This window comes from Streptomyces sp. SID13666 (assembly GCF_010548325.1).
In the GTDB taxonomy this organism is placed as follows: domain Bacteria; phylum Actinomycetota; class Actinomycetes; order Streptomycetales; family Streptomycetaceae; genus Actinacidiphila; species Actinacidiphila fildesensis.
In genome coordinates, this window is sequence record NZ_JAAGLX010000026.1 from 12,241 (window position 1) to 27,652 (window position 15,412).

Sequence of the window (15,412 nt, forward strand, 5' to 3'; positions counted from 1 at the left end):
TTCCCCTCCGGACGCGTGCAGTCACCCGTGTGATCGGTGTCGTCCCTGTTGCCCTGCTGTTCCTGTACACATGGGCGGTGACACGTTTCCCCGGGGGTGCCGCTCTCGTTGACCCTGCGTGACGAATGTGGTGAGGCGCGCCCTGCGCGCCGGGGCGGGACTGGTAGGAGCGGTAGTACTCGGCGGGCTCCTCGCCGGATGCGGGGCGGGAGGCGGTGGCGACGTCGGCAGCAGGAGCGACGCCGCCGCCCCGAGGGACGTCGTCCCGCAGGTGTCGGAAGCGGTCATCAGCATCACGCCGGACGACGCGGCGCACGATGTGCTGCCCGACGGGCAGCTGCGGGTCGGAGTGGAGAAGGGCGAGTTGACGCAGGTCAAGGTGGCCGACGCCGAGGGCGTACCGGTCACCGGCACCCTCGCCGCGGACCACAGCGGCTGGCTGCCCACGGGCAAGCTGGCGCTCTCCACCCAGTACACGGTGGACGCCTACGCGGTGGACGGCCAGGGCCGCCGGGCCGCCAAGCACGCCGTGTTCACGACGCTGGTGCCCAAGCACAAGTTCATCGGCTTCTACACACCCGAGGCCGGATCCACCGTCGGTACCGGCATGATCATCACCATCAACTTCAACCGGCCGGTCACCGACCGTGCGGCGGTCGAGCGGGCGATCACCGTCCACGCGAAGCCCGCGGTGGACGTGGCCCCGCACTGGTTCGGCAGCCGGCGCCTCGACCTGCGCCCCAGGAAGCACTGGCGGGCCGGCACCGAGGTGACGATGTCGCTGCGGCTGAAGGACGTCGAGGGCGCCGACGGCATGTACGGCACCCAGTCCAAGGACGTCCGGTTCACCATCGGCCGCGACCAGACCAGCACCGTCGACGCGGACGCGCACACCATGACCGTGCGGCGCGAGGGCCAGTTGTTCAAGACGCTGCCGATCTCGGCCGGCAGCCCGGGGCACCCCACGTACCAGGGCACGATGGTGATCGCCGAGAAGTTCGCCCTCACCCGGATGAATGGCCAGACGGTCGGTTTCGGTGGGGAGTACGACATTCCGGATGTTCCGCACGCCATGCGCCTCACCCGCTCCGGGACGTTCCTGCACGGCAACTACTGGGCCGCGCCCGGGACCTTCGGCGTCACCAACACCAGCCACGGCTGTGTCGGGCTCGCCGATGTGAAGGGCGGCCGCTCGACGACGCCGGCGGGCTGGCTCTTCGAGCACTCGCTCGTCGGCGACACCGTCGAGGTGATCAACTCCCACGACCGCACGGTCGCGGCGGACAACGGCATGGGCGGCTGGAACCTCAGCTGGCAGGAGTGGCGCGCGGGTTCCGCCGCGTCCCTCGACTCCGCCGCGTCCCCGGAATCCGGCTCCAACCCCTGACGCGGCGCTCCCCGCGGTCCCTTCCGGGCCCGGTCCGCCCCCGGTCGACCACCGGGTGGGGGCCGGGCCCGGAGTCCGTTCCGGAAGCGGTTCCGGGGCCGGATCCTGCCTCGTGGCGCGTTCACAGCCGACTGGGACGGAATGGTGACATTCCCGTGTCACCGGGCCTACCTTGCGTGTGATTATCTGTCGTTTGCGTGAGCGGTATTACGCGCAGAAGCCCCAGCGGCTCTGCAGCGGCCACGCACAGGGGGGTCAGGGTCGGATCGGCCGGGCAGAATCGCTACCAGGGGTGCCGTAGCTGGGCATTCCGGACGCGTGGGCGGGCGGCCGTGTGAGGGGAGCAGAAAGTTGAAGCCGATACAGGCGGCGCCGGGCGCCAGGCAGACGTTGCTGGCACTGGCGCTGGGGGCGCTGCTGTTGATGACCACCGCATGCGGTGGCGGCGGCACGAACACCGGCAGCACCGGCGGTGCCGGTGGTAACAAGCCGGCCGGTGCGCAGGCCGGCACGAGCGCCGACACCAAGGCCTCGGCGGCGGTGGTCACCATCACGCCGAAGGACGGCGCGAACAACGTGGCCACCAGTGGCGCGTTGAAGGTGACGGCCGCGAGCGGCAAGCTCACCTCGGTCATCGTCAAGGACGACAAGGGCACGTCGGTCAAGGGCGAGACAGCCGCGGACGGTGCCAGCTGGGCGCCGGACGAGCACCTGGGCACCTCCACCAAGTACACGGTGGACGCGATCGCCAAGGACGCCGACGGCCGTGAGTCCGCCAAGCACGCGGTGTTCACCACGATCACGCCGAAGGATTCCTTCGTCGGCTTCTACACGCCGGAGGACGGCCAGACCGTCGGCGTCGGCATGGAGGTCTCGCTCAACTTCAACCGGGCGATCACCAACAAGAAGGCCGTCGAGGCGGCCGTCCAGGTCACCGCTTCTCCGTCCGTCCCCGTCAAGGGCCACTGGTACGGCAACCAGCGTCTGGACCTGCGCCCCGAGCAGTACTGGGCAGCGGGCACCAAGGTGACGCTGAGCCTGCATCTGGACGGCGTCGAAGGCGCCCCCGGCGTCTACGGCAAGCAGTCCAAGGACGTGAAGTTCACCATCGGCCGCAGCCAGGTCAGCGTGGTCGACGCCGCGAAGCACACCATGACGGTCAGCCGTAACGGCTCGGTGATCCGCACCATTCCGATCAGCTCGGGCGCCCCGGCGCACACCACGTACAACGGCAAGATGGTGATGACCGAGAAGTACGACGTGACCCGGATGAACGGCGACACGGTCGGCTTCGGCGGCGAGTACGACATCAAGGACGTACCGCACGCCATCCGCCTGACCAACTCGGGCACCTTCATCCACGGCAACTACTGGGCGGCCAAGTCGATCTTCGGCAACTCCAACACCAGCCACGGCTGTGTGGGGCTGTCCGACACCCGCGGTGCCGGTGACCCGTCCACCCCGGCCGCCTGGTTCTACAACCAGTCGATCGTGGGCGACGTCGTCCAGGTGATCAACTCCAAGGACAAGACGGTGCAGTGGTACAACGGCCTCAACGGCTGGAACCTCTCCTGGAGCGAGTGGACCAGCTGACCCGCTGACCAGTCGATGTGACCTCCGTCGCCGGGCGGGCCTGTTCTTCGGGCCCGCCCGGCGAAGTAGTCTCCGGACCATGACTGTGAGCCTCGAAGTCGCCGAAGGCGTCGGCACGATCCGCATCGACCGCCCGCCGATGAACGCACTGGACATCGCCACCCAGGACCGGCTGAAGGTGGTCGCGGAGGAGGCGGGGCGGCGCGACGACGTACGCGCCGTGATCGTCTGGGGCGGGGAGAAGGTGTTCGCCGCCGGCGCGGACATCAAGGAGATGCAGGCCATGTCCTACGAGGGCATGGTCGACCGCTCGCGCGCCCTCCAGGAGTCGTTCACGGCGGTCGCCCGCATCCCCAAGCCGGTGGTCGCCGCGGTCACCGGCTACGCGCTGGGCGGCGGCTGCGAACTGGCGCTCTGCGCCGACATCCGCGTCGCGGCGGAGAACGCCAAGCTGGGCCAGCCGGAGATCCTGCTCGGTCTGATCCCGGGCGCCGGCGGCACCCAGCGGCTGAGCCGCCTGGTGGGTCCCTCCCGGGCCAAGGACCTGATCTTCACCGGCCGGATGGTGAAGGCCGAGGAGGCGCTGGCCATCGGCCTGGTCGACAAGGTCGTGCCCGCCGAGCAGGTCTACGCCGAGGCGCGCGCCTGGGCGGAACGCCTCGCCCGCGGCCCGGCGTACGCGCTGCGCGCGGCCAAGGAAGCGATCGACGGCGGTCTGGAGACCGACCTGGAGACCGGGCTGACCATCGAACGCACCCTGTTCGCCGGTCTGTTCGCGACGGCCGACCGCGAGACGGGCATGCGCAGCTTCGTCGAGGACGGACCGGGCAAGGCGAAGTTCCGTTAGTCCTGTCGTGCCGACGGGGCGGCCGAGGGTCCGCCGTGGACCCTCGGCCGGCCCATCACCCCTCTTTCGAGGGCCTGTTGACGTTGGGCCGACCGGGTGGGCCGACCTTAACGCAGTCTTAAGTGAACCTTAAAGAATCCCTGCCCTCAGTAGCCTGTAGCTGATCGTCAACGACTCATCACTGCAGGTCATCACGGCTTCTCGAGGGCGATCATTGCCCATGGCATATGCCTGAACACGCTTATGGAACCCCTCATTCCGGTCGGCCAATTCCCCCGGATCCACCCCGAACCGCCTCCTGTGCGGCCATGATGAACGCATGGCGGGCCGGGGAGCATCCGAGCAACCGCAGCGGGTGAGCATCGCCGCTGCGGCGTGGCCGTCGGCGGCCGCCGACGAGGCCGCTGCCAAAGCCCTCGATCTGGTCGGGGATCCGTCGGTGGAAGAGGTCCGGCTGACCTCGCGCCCCGAATCCGCCTCGACCGCGCGCCGGCTCTCCGTCTCGGTGCTGCGCCGGTGGTCGCTTCCGCAGCTCTCCGACACCGTCGAGTTACTGGTCTCGGAACTCGTCGGCAACGCCGTCCGGCACACCGGCGCCCGCACCTTCGGGATCCGGATGCTGCACCGCCGCGGCTGGATCCGCGTCGAGGTCCGTGATCCCTCGCGGGCGCTGCCCTGTCTGCTGCCGGTCCGCGAGCTCGACATCAGCGGCCGCGGCCTCTTCCTCGTCGACAAGCTCTCCGACCGCTGGGGCGTCGACCTCCAGCCACGCGGCAAGACGACGTGGTTCGAACTGCGCGTCCTGGACCGCTGAGCGCCCGTTCTCCGCCACAACGCGAAGAAGCCCTCCGGTGTCGCAGTGCGACACAGGGAGGGCCTCTTCGTACCGCCGCGGAGCAAGGGGGGGTGTGGTCCGCGGCGCCTTGGGAACGGCTCAGCCCGGGTCAGTGGGGGCCGTTGGCACCGACTCTGACACAGGGGGTACGGAGCAGGCAAACCCGCATATCGGACATTAGCCAATATTCTTCATCAATCCCTTGCGTATAAGGGAGTGAACTGCGCCACTTGCCTTGTAAATCGCGGATAAGCGGTGTATCGATCTTGCATTCGAACGATTCGCTATGCAGTGGAGCGTATGGGCCGCGCGCCCATCAAGGGAGCCGCCGCCGCGCGCAGCTCGTCGCTCAGCGGGCTGGGGCGCAGGGTGGCCGGGTCCAGCTTGACCTGGGCGCGGCGTCCCGACGCGTGCACCACCTGGTGGTCGGCGGACAGCACGTGGAAGCCGTAGACGATGCTGGTGCGGCCCAGGTGCTCGATCCAGATGTGCACGGCCCCGTCGCCCGCGCCCAGGATCGGCGCCAGGTACTCGATGCGGAACTCGCGCACCGCGAGGAAGGTGTCGTCGTACTCGGTGCGGTCGGCGGTGTACGACCAGCCCCGGTCGACCCAGTAGGCGGTGATCGCGCGCTCGACGAACAGGGCGTAGCGGGCGTTGTGGACCATTCCCAGGGCGTCGAGATCGTCGAAGTGGATCTGGACGGGGAAGATCTGTGCGGCCGGTGCCTCTTGGGTGGCCGGTGGCTGGGCGGTGGTCGTCATGTCTCAGCTCTCCGGGAGGATCGAAGGGTCGGTGCAGCAGGATCTGAGCCGTTCCAGGACGGCCCGGTGCGCCTGGGCGAGGACGGTGGCCCGGTCCATGAGCCGGGAGCGGGTGACGACGGCCTCGCCGAGCGCGTCGATCTCGAACGTCAGCTGCGCGGCGTCCACGTCCGCCCGCAGCTCGCCGAGGGCGATCGCCTCCTCGACGAGGTCCTGGATGTGCCGCACCCAGTCGACGATCGACTGCGCGACGCGGTCGCGCACCGCGCCCGGCCGGTCGTCGAACTCCGTCTGCACCGCGGCGAAGAAGCAGCCGCCGGGCAGTACGTCCTCGGCGTAGAAGGCCAGCCGTGCCTCGTGCAGCGCGAGCAGCCGCCCCACGCCGGCCGGCGCGTCCTGCGCCGGCCGCATCACGAGCGCGCCCCACTGCTTGCGGGCCCGGTCGATCACGTCGAGCTGGAGCTGCTCCTTGTCCCGCCAGTGTGTGAACAGTCCGGACTTGCTCACCCCGAGCGCTCCGGACAGCCGTGCCAGCGAGAGTCCGTCCAGTCCGTCCACCGAGGCGAGCGCCACGGCCGTGTCCAGCACGGCCTGCCGCGTGCGCTCTCCGCGTACGCGTCTGCCGTCGGGTCGCTCGCTGTCTGCCATGGCCTCACCGTAACAGAAAGACGACCGACCGGTCGCACTTATTGTTGGGCCCGGAAACCCCGATAATCTGAGCCCGACCATCAGGCACAGAGAAGGGGCGGGTCACGTGGCGGACATCGAGGCAGCGAAGAGGGCATTCGACCGGTATGACCTCGACAAGGACGGTCAGATCACCGCGGCCGAGTACAAGAAGGTCATGGCCGAGCTCGGGGACTTCCACACCACCGAGTCGGTCGCCCAGGCCGTGATCAACGCCGACGACACCGACGGTGACGGGCAGCTCTCGTGGGACGAGTTCTGGGCCAAGCTGCAGGGCTGACGCACAGAAGTGGGGCCCGGCACCATGACCGGTGCCGGGCCCCACTCGTTCCTGCCGCGAGGGCGGGTCGTCGCTCAGACGATGTCGTAGAAGCCTTCGCCGTCCATGTACCGCGCCGACAGGATGTTGTGCATGACGACGCTCTCGGTCTCGTGCACGAGGTACACGCGCATCGGGTACGTCCAGTCGTCGATCGAGCGGTGGATCTCGTCGCCGGGGTGCACGTTCAGCGTGATGTCATGGAAGCTCTCCAGCCCGCGGAGCTCGGCCATCTTCGGATAGCCGACGAGCTTGCCGGCCGCCGGCGAGACCATGTTGACGATCCCGGCGTGCCGGGCGAGTTCATAACCGGCCTCCCAGCGCTCCAGGAAGCGCTCGGGGTCGACGTACGCGTCCACGGTCCAGTCCAGCTGGCTCTCGCCGATCGCGCCCTTGGCCGGCACATGCACGTCCGCACCGCAGATCCGGGCGGCGCTCTCGACCAGCCGCGGGCCCTGCGGCGTCAGCTTGAGCTCGGTGTGCGCGGGACCGTTGCGCACCCCCAGGGCGTCCAGGACCAGGCAGTTGTACTCGACCAGCGCGTCCTGCTCCACGCCATGACGGGGCATCAGCTGGGCGCCGGCCGCCATGTCGTGCACCCCGTTGGCGCCGAGGTGGTGCATCTTCCAGATGTCCGTGACGTGGTGCTTCCCGTCCAGGCTCACGGTGTTCACGATGTACTCGCTGCCGACCAGGTACTCCTGCGCCAGCACCGCGTGGTTGTGCAGCTCCAGCGCGCTCTCGGAGCCGAGCAGCGCCTCGAACGCGGCGCGCACCTGGTCCGCGTCGTCGCAGAAGAAGATGCCGTCGCTTCCCGCGCTCTTCAACGGCTTCAGCACGACCCGGCCTTCGGCCTCGCTGTGCCAGGCGAGCAGCGTGTCGAGGTCGGTGGCCAGGATCTGGCCGGTGCCCGGCACCCCGGCCTCCTTGACCGTCTCCATCATGCGGAACTTGTCCCGGCGGGACGGGCTCAGCGCCGTGCCGTTCGTCCGCAGGCCGAGCGCCTCGCTGAGCACGTCCGCGACCTCGACCCCGCTCTCGATGCCCGCCAGCAGACTGACCGGCGCGTGCGCGGCGAGGGCCGCGACCGTCGCGGCGACATCCCCCGCGTGCACGATGTTGGCGGTGAAGTCCGAGGCCCGGAAGCTCTTCTCGTACACCATCGGAATCGCCGGGGTGCTCTGGACGTGGACGCATTCATAGCCGCGCGCCTGGAAGAGCGGGGCAAGGGATCGTGCGCTCGAATACGCGTCGACGATGACGACCACGCGGGGAGCGGCGGGCTTGACGGTCATTCTTACCTCACCAATGGGCGATCCGGCAGGACGGACGGGGCGACGCGGGCTGGTCACTCGATTCCCAGGGCGGACATCATCGGGCGCAGCTTCGCGCAGGACTCCGCGTACTCCGCCTCGGGATCGGAGTCGGCCACGATGCCGCAGCCGGCGTACAGCGAGGCGGATGGGCCGTCGACCAGGGCGGACCGGATGGTGACCGCGAACTGGCCCTGCCCGGAGCCGTCGGCCCAGCCGACCACTCCCGCGTACCAGCTCCGGTCCAGCCCCTCGTTGTCGGAGAGCCAGCTCAGCGACTCCTTGCGGGGGTGGCCGCCGAGGGCCGGTGTCGGGTGGAGACGGTCGACGAAGTCCAGGATTCCCGCGGTGGAGTCCGCCGCCAGCTCGCCGCGGACCTTGGTGGACAGATGCTGGACGTTGGCGAGCTTGACCACGCTCGGCTCCGCGTCGGAGGCGACATTGACGCACGAGTCCCGCAGCGCGTCGCGGAGCATCTGCACCACGACGTCGTGCTCGTGCTGGATCTTGGCGCTGCCGGCCAGTTCGAGGGCGAGAGCCGCGTCCTGTTCCGGGGTGAGCCCGCGGGGCGCCGTACCGGCCAGTCCCAGCGCGTGCACCGCCCGGCGGTCGACCCGTACGAGGTATTCGGGGGTCGCGCCGAGGAAGGTGTACTCCTCGTGGTCCACCGCGAAGACGGTGGTGCCGGGATAGGCGCTGCGCAGCCGGTTCACCGCGGTCGGCACGTCGAACGGGCTGGAAGCGGTGACCCGCAGCTCGCGCGCCAGCACCACCTTCTCGAAGTCGCCGTCCCGGATCCGGCCGGTCGCGCGGCGGACCAGGCCCTTCCAGTGGTCGGCGTCGGGCAACTCGGCGCTGGTGTGCGTCCGTTCGTCCGCGTACGCCAGTTTCCGGGCTTCGGCGGCGGCTTCGGGCGGAAGGCAGAGGTCGGCGAGGTGGAGCAGGCCGTTGGCCACCTGCTCGGCGTCGCTGTCGTGCAACAGCACCGCGTTCAGGCGCAGTTCGGCCGGGCCGGGCCGGTCGGCGGCGGCCTGGTCGGGCACCGTGCCACGGATCTGCAGGGCGGGCACCCACATCAGGGCGTCCGGAAGGCGTCCCTTCTCCGGGGCGTTCTCGGGGCTGAAGGCGAAACCGCCGATGGCCAGCGGGCCTTCGCCCGCGGGCAGTTCGGCGACCGCCGTTCCGCCGGTGACGAGGTCCCGGGTCAGCGCCTGCCATCCGTCGCGGACGGACGCGACACGGTTCTCGCCCCGTCCCCGCAGATCGCGCGCCGATCCGATCGCGACGACGGATCCGCGGTCCCATGCCGACTGCCACAGGAACGAACGCGGCGTACCGCGACGGGCACGGCTCCAGATGGCGACGGGGTCGGCGAGGGTGAGCGGTTTGGCCCAGCTGACGAGGACCAGACGCTGGCTGCGGCGGGCCTGGTCGAGGGCGCGCCGGCAGGTGGCGAGGAGGCTGTCCCGGTCGGCGCGGTCGAGCAACGCGACGGGTCGTTCACGGGTGACCACTGGTGCGGCAGCGGAGGTCATGCCTAGTACACCCCTTCGACAGCGGTCTGGCCGCCGGCCACGGTGAGCGGCCTGATGTCGGCCAGCCCGTCCTGGGGGTACTTCGCGGTGGGTGCGATGCGCAGTACGGAGTCGCGCTCCAGCGTCCAGGGCAGCAGCAGGTCCCGGGAGACGAGGCTGATCTTCGCCTGCCCGCGCTCGCCGTGGGCCACGGAGGTGCCGGTGTTCTCGGGGTCCACCACCTTGACCCGGCTGAACGGGTGGAAGGGGATGAAGACACAGCGTTCGTCGTCCCGTTCGCCGTCCCGCGGGCGCTGCGGGGCGATGCCCATCATGGTGTTGCCGTACAGGCCGACCACGGCGGCATCGGGGAAGAGCTCGTCCTCGAAGACCCGGAGCGTCTCGGGACTCACGCTGGTGCCGGCCCAGATGATGCCGCGCACCTTCCGCTGCACCAGATCCAGCAGCTTCTCGTCGGCGGCCAGCGCTTCGAGCACCGGCGGGGTGGCGAAGAGGACGGAGACGGGCTGGGTGGAGAGGATGTCCTGGGCCTGCGCCAGGATGTGCTTCACATAGCGGGCGGCCTCATCGGTCCTGCCCTGCTTGACGCTGTTCTTGACCCAGCGCGGGTCGAAGTCGATGTAGTGGCAGAACGTGCCGCGCATTTGCGCCAGCAGCCCGATGGAACGGCCGACGATGTGCGGTCCGGTGGGGCCGAGATGCAGCCAGTGGCCCTCGCCCTCGCCCGGGACCTTGTGATCGGCGAGCACCTCGCTCACCCAGTGGACACCGTTGCGGCGCGACCGCGATTCCACGATGCGTTTGGGCCGTCCCGTGGTGCCCCCGCTGTCGAAGACCTGGAAGTCCCAGCCCTCCCTGCCGATCCCGGCGGGGACCAGCGCGTCGACCGGGACGTCCTTCCACTCGTCGCTGACGTCCGGGAAGAGGTCGAGGTCGTCCCAGGTGTGGACGTCGGTGAGCGGATTGAAGTCCAGCTCGGCCGCGCGCTTCACCCAGTACGGCGAGCCGGTGGCGGGGGAGAAGTGCCACTGCATCGCGGCGTGGATGAAGTCCTCAGGCGCGAGATCGGCGGTTAACGGGTCGACGATGTGCTCGGACATGCGGTGTCTCCAAGGAAGGTGGGGATCAGACCCGGGCGAGGGAGTGGGTGAGGGCCGGCGACAGGGTGCGCCCCACGGCCTCCACGACCGGCTTGAGCCGGCCCATGAGGGTGCCGAACTGCTCACCGCTGAGGGCCTGGGCGCCGTCGCACATCGCGTTCGAGGCGTCCGTGTGGACATCGACGATCAGTCCGTCGGCGCCGCACGCGGCCGCCGCCAGGGACATCGGCGCGACGAGGTGCGGCTTGCCCGTGCTGTGGCTCGGGTCGACGATCACCGGCAGATGGGTGAGCCGCTTGGCCTCGGCCACCGCACTGAGGTCCAGGGTGAACCGGGTGCCGCGCTCGAAGCTGCGGATACCGCGCTCGCACAGGACGACGTCGCTGTTCCCCATGTGCAGCACGTACTCGGCCGCGAGCAGCCACTCCTCGATGGTGGCGGACATCCCGCGCTTGAGGAGGACGGGCCGGCCGGAGGCTCCCGCCTCGCGCAGCAGCTCGAAGTTCTGCATGTTGCGCGCACCGATCTGGAGCATGTCGCTCTCCTCGGCGACGGATTCCACGTCTCCCGGGGTCACGACCTCGGTGACGACCGGCAGTCCGGTCCGCTTCCGCTGCTCGGCGAGGAGGGTCAGCCCCGCGAGTCCCAGCCCCTGGAAGCTGTACGGGGAGGTCCGGGGCTTGAACGCGCCGCCGCGCAGCATGACGGCGCCGCTCGCGACGACCGAGTCCACCACGGCGTTCATCTGTGCCGGGCTCTCGACAGCGCAGGGACCGGCGATGACGGCGAATCCGGTGCCGCCGAACACCGCTCCGCCGGCGGAGCCGAGCGTCACCTGGGTGTCCTCGGGACGGAACACCCGGCTGGTCAACCGCTGCGATCCGGACACCACGACCACCCGGTCGACGCCGGGCGCCTTCTCCAGAACCGTTGCCAGATCAGGCCCGTCGGTTCCTTCTGTGATGAGCACTGTGACTCCCGCCACAGTGCTGGATATCGGAATCAGGCCACTGCCCCGAAGTAATTCATTTACGGATTCAACTTGTTCGCGGGCAGCCTGCGGACTCATTACCACAATCATGGGAGTGCCTTCCAAGGGACTGTCGGGAGTGCTCCGATGGAGCTCAGGGGGAGTGCCACCCAGTCGTGGTCGTGGCATCGCTTTTCACTGAGACTCGTCCCCCCGGAAAGATCTTCTTCCGGACAGTAACCCAGAAGTGAAGGGATTGCCAAGCGTATTCTTCCTGTGCTGTCATCGCCGTGCCGTCCTCAGGCAGGGCGGATGCCGTTGGCCGAAAGATGTTTCGTTGGCCGAAACCGAACAACATGAACAGCGGGGGTACGACATGAAGATGGTCGATATCAGCCAGGGTTGGTACGAGGGAATGCCTTCCTATAACGCCTCGTGGTATCCGAAGTTTGGTATACGCAAGGCGATGACCCCGGAGACCGATCCGGCCGGCGGCGGCCGGACCTTCTCGGATCTGCAGATTTTCCCGCACAACGGAACCCATGTGGAATCCGGATTCCACTTCTACGAGGACGGCGCGAAAATCGACGAGGTCCCGCTGGAGACCTTCGTCGGCCGGGTGGTCATCGCGGACCTTTCCGGCCACCGTGACCTCGACCCCGTCACCGGCGACGAGCTGGAGAAGGCGGTCCGCGACGTATGGCAGGCCGGCGACCGTCTGCTGATCCGTACCGACCACCCGAACCGGTACCTGGGGCGCGAGGACTACTGGGACAAGCCGCCCTATCTCACCCTGTCCTCGGCGGACTGGATGGTCGACAACGAGGTCCGGCTCGTCGGCATGGACTGCATCACGGAGCGGCCGGACGACCGCAGCGGGCAGGTGCACCGGCGGCTGCTGGCCGCCAACATCCCGATCCTGGAGAACATCCAGAACCTCGACCAGATCGACAACCAGGTCGCCCAGCTGATGGCGCTTCCCATCAAGATTTCCGGCGTGGAAGCCGCCCCGGCCCGCGCCGTGGTGTTCGACGGATGGCCGGTCTGACCCCCTCGGCGGAACACTCACACAAGGGGGTCCACATGGCTGGAAATCAGACAGCCGTTTCTCTGAAAGAAGCCGGGAACCAAACAGCCGCCGCCATAGACGAAGGCGTCGAAGCGGCGCTGGATCTGCTCGGGGATCCATTACCGGACACCGGCAGAGGCGACCGTGTCGTCATCAAGCCAAACACGATCCAGCGAAAACCGGGTTTTCGGACAGGCTCGTGTCTGCGGCCGGAACTGCTGCCGGCGCGGGCTATACGCGCGTCCGCGCGCGGTGCTGAAGTTCGCATTGCCGGGCGCACCCGGGTGCACCAGGAACTGCCGCGCGAAAGCCAGTTCCACAAGTGCGCTCCGGTGGCCGGTTCCGCCGGCCCGCCGTTACGCATTGTGCAGGTTTGCAGGGCAAGATCGTTGCGGGCGCTGAACGCCGTTCCCGATATCGTCACCGAGGGTGATTTCTTCTCGCGTCCCCTTTCCCGGCCGGTACCCGAGGAGTTGGTCTGACGTGTTGTCCATACCCGTGCTCCGCGACGGGGAGGAGCGGAGCTCCCGCGACACGCGTGTGCTGCACGGCGTGAACGGCGCTCCCCTTGCCACCGTCCATGAAGCACCCGCCCTGGTGACCAGGCTCACCGTCAAACGCATGCGCGAAGCACCGCGGATGACGTCGGACGAGCGCCTCGCGGTGCTCACCGACGCGGGCCGCCGGTTCGCCGGGGCCACCCTGGGCGGACAGACCCCGGAGGAGTACTGCCGTATCCAGGCACTCGTCTCCGGTGTGCCCATCAGCGTGGCCCGCCAGACCCTCGGCCGGATGCAGAACGACTGCGGGCTGCTCGGCGACGTCGTCGCGCGGCAGTCCCCGGTCGGCGCCGGCCGCACCGCCCGCTGGGTGCGCCGCGGTTCCGTCTTCGGTGTCGTGGCCCCCAGCAACCACCCGGCCACCCACGGAGCCTGGCTCCAGGCCGTGGCGCTGGGGTACCGGGTCGTGGTGCGCCCTGGCACCCGTGACCCCGTCACCCCGCTGCGCCTGGTCCGGGCGTTGCTGGAGGCAGGTCTCGATCCCGGCTGGATCAGCCTGCTGCCCGGGTCGCACGCCGCCGCCGACGCTCTCGTGGACGCGGCCGATCTGGCCCTGGTTTACGGCAGCGAGGCCACGGTGGCCCGGCTGCGCGGCAACGACCGGGTGCTGGTCCGCGGTCCCGGCCGGAGCAAGATCCTCGTGGACGGTCCGGTCGACGAGGCGGTCCTGGACCATCTCGTCGCCGAGATCTCCGCGGACGGCGGGGTGCGGTGCACCAACACCACCGCGGTCCTCACCTCGGGCGACCACCGTGCCCTGGCCGAGGCGTTGGCCGAAAGACTGGCCTCGCTGCCGGCCCTTCCGGTCACCGACGAGGGGGCCGTCCTTCCCGTCCGTCCCCGCAAGGAGGCGGCGGGCCTGCGGGCGGCCCTCGACCGGGCGGCACAGGGCGCCGTCGATCTGACGGAGCGGTACTACGAGGCGGACGGCGGTCCGGTGACCGTCGTCGACGAGGACGCCGCGGCCCTGCGGCCCGCGGTGATGTGCGTGGACCGGTCCGACCACCCGGGGCTCGGCACGGAACTGCCGTTCCCCTGCGTCTGGGTGGCGCCCTGGCAGCCGTCGGAGGGCATCGGCCCGCTGGACGACTCCCTGGCCCTGACCCTCCTCACCGACAACGCGGCGCTCGTCGACGAAGCCCTGGACACCCCCGGCATCCGCACGGTCCTGCACGGCAGGGTCCCGGGCTGGTACCGGGATCCGTATCTGCCGCACGACGGGTACATCGGGCAGTTCCTCAAGGAGGCCCGTGGTTTCGCCGGGTCGTGAAACCAGCGGTGCCCCGACCGACCGCTCCCAGGTCATTCAGAAGATAGTGAGGTGATGGACATGTCTGCTGCCTGTCCCGACATCCCGATCGTCGTCCTTCCCGAGAACAACGTGGTGCGCGGCCGCACCAGCCCGGCCGCACCGGTCGGTACCGCCCTGACCACGGCCACCGACGCGTTGATGCGTCTGCACGGCGAACTGCTGAACCCGGCGGGAGCCGGCGACGCGGTCCGCAAGGCGATGGACGCGGCGGTCGAGGAGACCGACCGGCTCGCCGTCGAGGCCATGGTCGTCCCCATGGACGCCGCGGCGCTGAAGCCGATCGTTCCCAACCACGAGTACTTCGGGGTCCGCACGGCGCCGGTCGACGACGCCCGGCTCGTCTCGGAAGTGACGACGATCATCGCGCGGACGCTCCGCGATCTGCGCGACGCGCGGCTGGATCTGAACGATCAGGCCTACGAGGTCCACGCCATGGCCAAGATCCTGGAGGGCCTGGCGCCGCGCGACGCCGCGGCGCCCTCCGGCGGGACCCCCACGGGGGGCCGGAGCCCGTACGTTCCGGGCAACGACGAGCTGACGCGGTGGGTCATCACCCACCACTTCTACTTCGTGCTCAACCTCGCGGCGGCCGAGGCCGTCTCCCGGGCGGCCGCCGGGCTGGTGGACGGGGACCGCGACGCGGCCTTCGACGCCCTCCAGGAGGCGATCGCCTATGTCCGCGGCTTCACCGCGGCCATGATCCACTCCGGGGACATGTCGGCTCCGTGCTACGACGCGAAGGTCCGCCCGACCATGCAACCGCCGGCCGTGCCGGTGGCACTCACCGGCCGGACGCAGCCCGAGCACAAGGCGTTCCGCAAAGCCATGCGGAACCTCGTCAAGGTCTCCGCGCAACCCTTCGCCGAACTGGCGGCGACCGACCCCGAACTGGCGCTCGCCCGCGACGCGTTGCTCGAGGCCGATCTGCAGGACATCGAGCGGCACATCAGCGTGACGGCCGGTCTGGTCGGTGACGACCGCTCGATCGTCCAGGGCGAGGCGTCGGCCGAGAGCGCGGTCGGCGTACTGCGCACCATGCGGCACTCCCGGGCGGAGCTGTACCGCGACCTGATGAGGTTCGGTGACCCGGTGACCCTCATCGGTGCCTGAACGACGCAGAG

At 69.4% G+C, this 15,412-nt stretch carries 15 protein-coding genes; 9 read left to right on the forward strand and 6 right to left on the reverse strand.

Annotated features, from left to right (window positions below):
* Positions 1–118 precede the first annotated feature (118 nt).
* The 4 genes from G3I60_RS27795 to G3I60_RS27810 all read left to right on the forward strand — a co-directional run bounded on the left by G3I60_RS27795 (position 119) and on the right by G3I60_RS27810 (position 4,641).
* Positions 119–1,387 (forward strand): Ig-like domain-containing protein, encoded by a 1,269-nt coding sequence (locus G3I60_RS27795; RefSeq protein WP_164607848.1) that lies wholly within the window; start codon positions 119–121, stop codon positions 1,385–1,387.
* 423 nt (positions 1,388–1,810) lie between these two features.
* A complete protein-coding gene (locus G3I60_RS27800) occupies positions 1,811–2,980 on the forward strand; it encodes an Ig-like domain-containing protein (protein ID WP_164607889.1) in 1,170 nt (389 codons plus the stop codon).
* 79 nt (positions 2,981–3,059) lie between these two features.
* Positions 3,060–3,827 (forward strand): enoyl-CoA hydratase/isomerase family protein, encoded by a 768-nt coding sequence (locus G3I60_RS27805; protein WP_164607850.1) that lies wholly within the window; start codon positions 3,060–3,062, stop codon positions 3,825–3,827.
* 319 nt (positions 3,828–4,146) lie between these two features.
* Positions 4,147–4,641, forward strand: coding sequence for an ATP-binding protein (locus G3I60_RS27810; RefSeq protein ID WP_138354894.1), 495 nt, complete (start codon positions 4,147–4,149; stop codon positions 4,639–4,641).
* Positions 4,642–4,946: 305 nt separating this feature from the next.
* On the opposite strand, the gene G3I60_RS27815 is transcribed toward G3I60_RS27810, so the two are convergent.
* A complete protein-coding gene (locus G3I60_RS27815) occupies positions 4,947–5,426 on the reverse strand; it encodes a thioesterase family protein (protein WP_138354895.1) in 480 nt (159 codons plus the stop codon).
* Positions 5,427–5,429: 3 nt separating this feature from the next.
* Positions 5,430–6,074 (reverse strand): TetR/AcrR family transcriptional regulator, encoded by a 645-nt coding sequence (locus G3I60_RS27820; protein WP_164607853.1) that lies wholly within the window; start codon positions 6,072–6,074, stop codon positions 5,430–5,432.
* Between the two features lie 106 nt (positions 6,075–6,180).
* Here G3I60_RS27820 and G3I60_RS27825 point away from each other — a divergent pair, with 106 nt between their 5' ends.
* Positions 6,181–6,393 carry an EF-hand domain-containing protein gene (locus G3I60_RS27825; protein WP_138354897.1) on the forward strand — a complete coding sequence of 71 codons (213 nt, stop codon included), beginning with the start codon at positions 6,181–6,183 and terminating at the stop codon, positions 6,391–6,393.
* Between the two features lie 74 nt (positions 6,394–6,467).
* Here G3I60_RS27825 and G3I60_RS27830 read toward each other — a convergent pair whose 3' ends face one another.
* Genes G3I60_RS27830 through aroF form a run of 4 tightly spaced genes read right to left on the reverse strand, consistent with a single transcriptional unit; the run spans position 6,468 to position 11,461 of the window.
* Positions 6,468–7,727, reverse strand: a complete 1,260-nt coding sequence (locus tag G3I60_RS27830; RefSeq protein ID WP_164296628.1) for an ATP-grasp domain-containing protein — start codon at positions 7,725–7,727, stop codon at positions 6,468–6,470.
* A gap of 53 nt (positions 7,728–7,780) precedes the next feature.
* Positions 7,781–9,280: an isochorismate synthase MenF gene (locus G3I60_RS27835; protein WP_164607856.1), complete on the reverse strand. Its 1,500-nt coding sequence runs from the start codon at positions 9,278–9,280 to the stop codon at positions 7,781–7,783.
* Positions 9,281–9,282: 2 nt separating this feature from the next.
* Positions 9,283–10,380 (reverse strand): AMP-binding protein, encoded by a 1,098-nt coding sequence (locus G3I60_RS27840; protein ID WP_138354900.1) that lies wholly within the window; start codon positions 10,378–10,380, stop codon positions 9,283–9,285.
* Positions 10,381–10,405: 25 nt separating this feature from the next.
* Positions 10,406–11,461, reverse strand: coding sequence for a 3-deoxy-7-phosphoheptulonate synthase (aroF, locus tag G3I60_RS27845; protein ID WP_164296632.1), 1,056 nt, complete (start codon positions 11,459–11,461; stop codon positions 10,406–10,408).
* Between the two features lie 271 nt (positions 11,462–11,732).
* Between aroF and G3I60_RS27850 the strand changes: the two genes are divergently transcribed.
* The 4 genes from G3I60_RS27850 to G3I60_RS27865 are packed head-to-tail and all read left to right on the forward strand — an operon-like array spanning position 11,733 to position 15,401.
* The gene (locus G3I60_RS27850; RefSeq protein ID WP_275405982.1) at positions 11,733–12,398 is read left to right on the forward strand and encodes a cyclase family protein; all 666 of its coding nucleotides are present in this window, start codon (positions 11,733–11,735) and stop codon (positions 12,396–12,398) included.
* A gap of 35 nt (positions 12,399–12,433) precedes the next feature.
* Complete coding sequence (locus tag G3I60_RS27855; protein ID WP_164296634.1) at positions 12,434–12,901, forward strand: hypothetical protein; 468 nt, start codon at positions 12,434–12,436, stop codon at positions 12,899–12,901.
* Position 12,902: 1 nt separating this feature from the next.
* Positions 12,903–14,249 (forward strand): aldehyde dehydrogenase family protein, encoded by a 1,347-nt coding sequence (locus tag G3I60_RS27860; protein ID WP_164607858.1) that lies wholly within the window; start codon positions 12,903–12,905, stop codon positions 14,247–14,249.
* A gap of 60 nt (positions 14,250–14,309) precedes the next feature.
* Complete coding sequence (locus tag G3I60_RS27865) at positions 14,310–15,401, forward strand: hypothetical protein (RefSeq protein ID WP_138354904.1); 1,092 nt, start codon at positions 14,310–14,312, stop codon at positions 15,399–15,401.
* Positions 15,402–15,412: the final 11 nt, after the last annotated feature.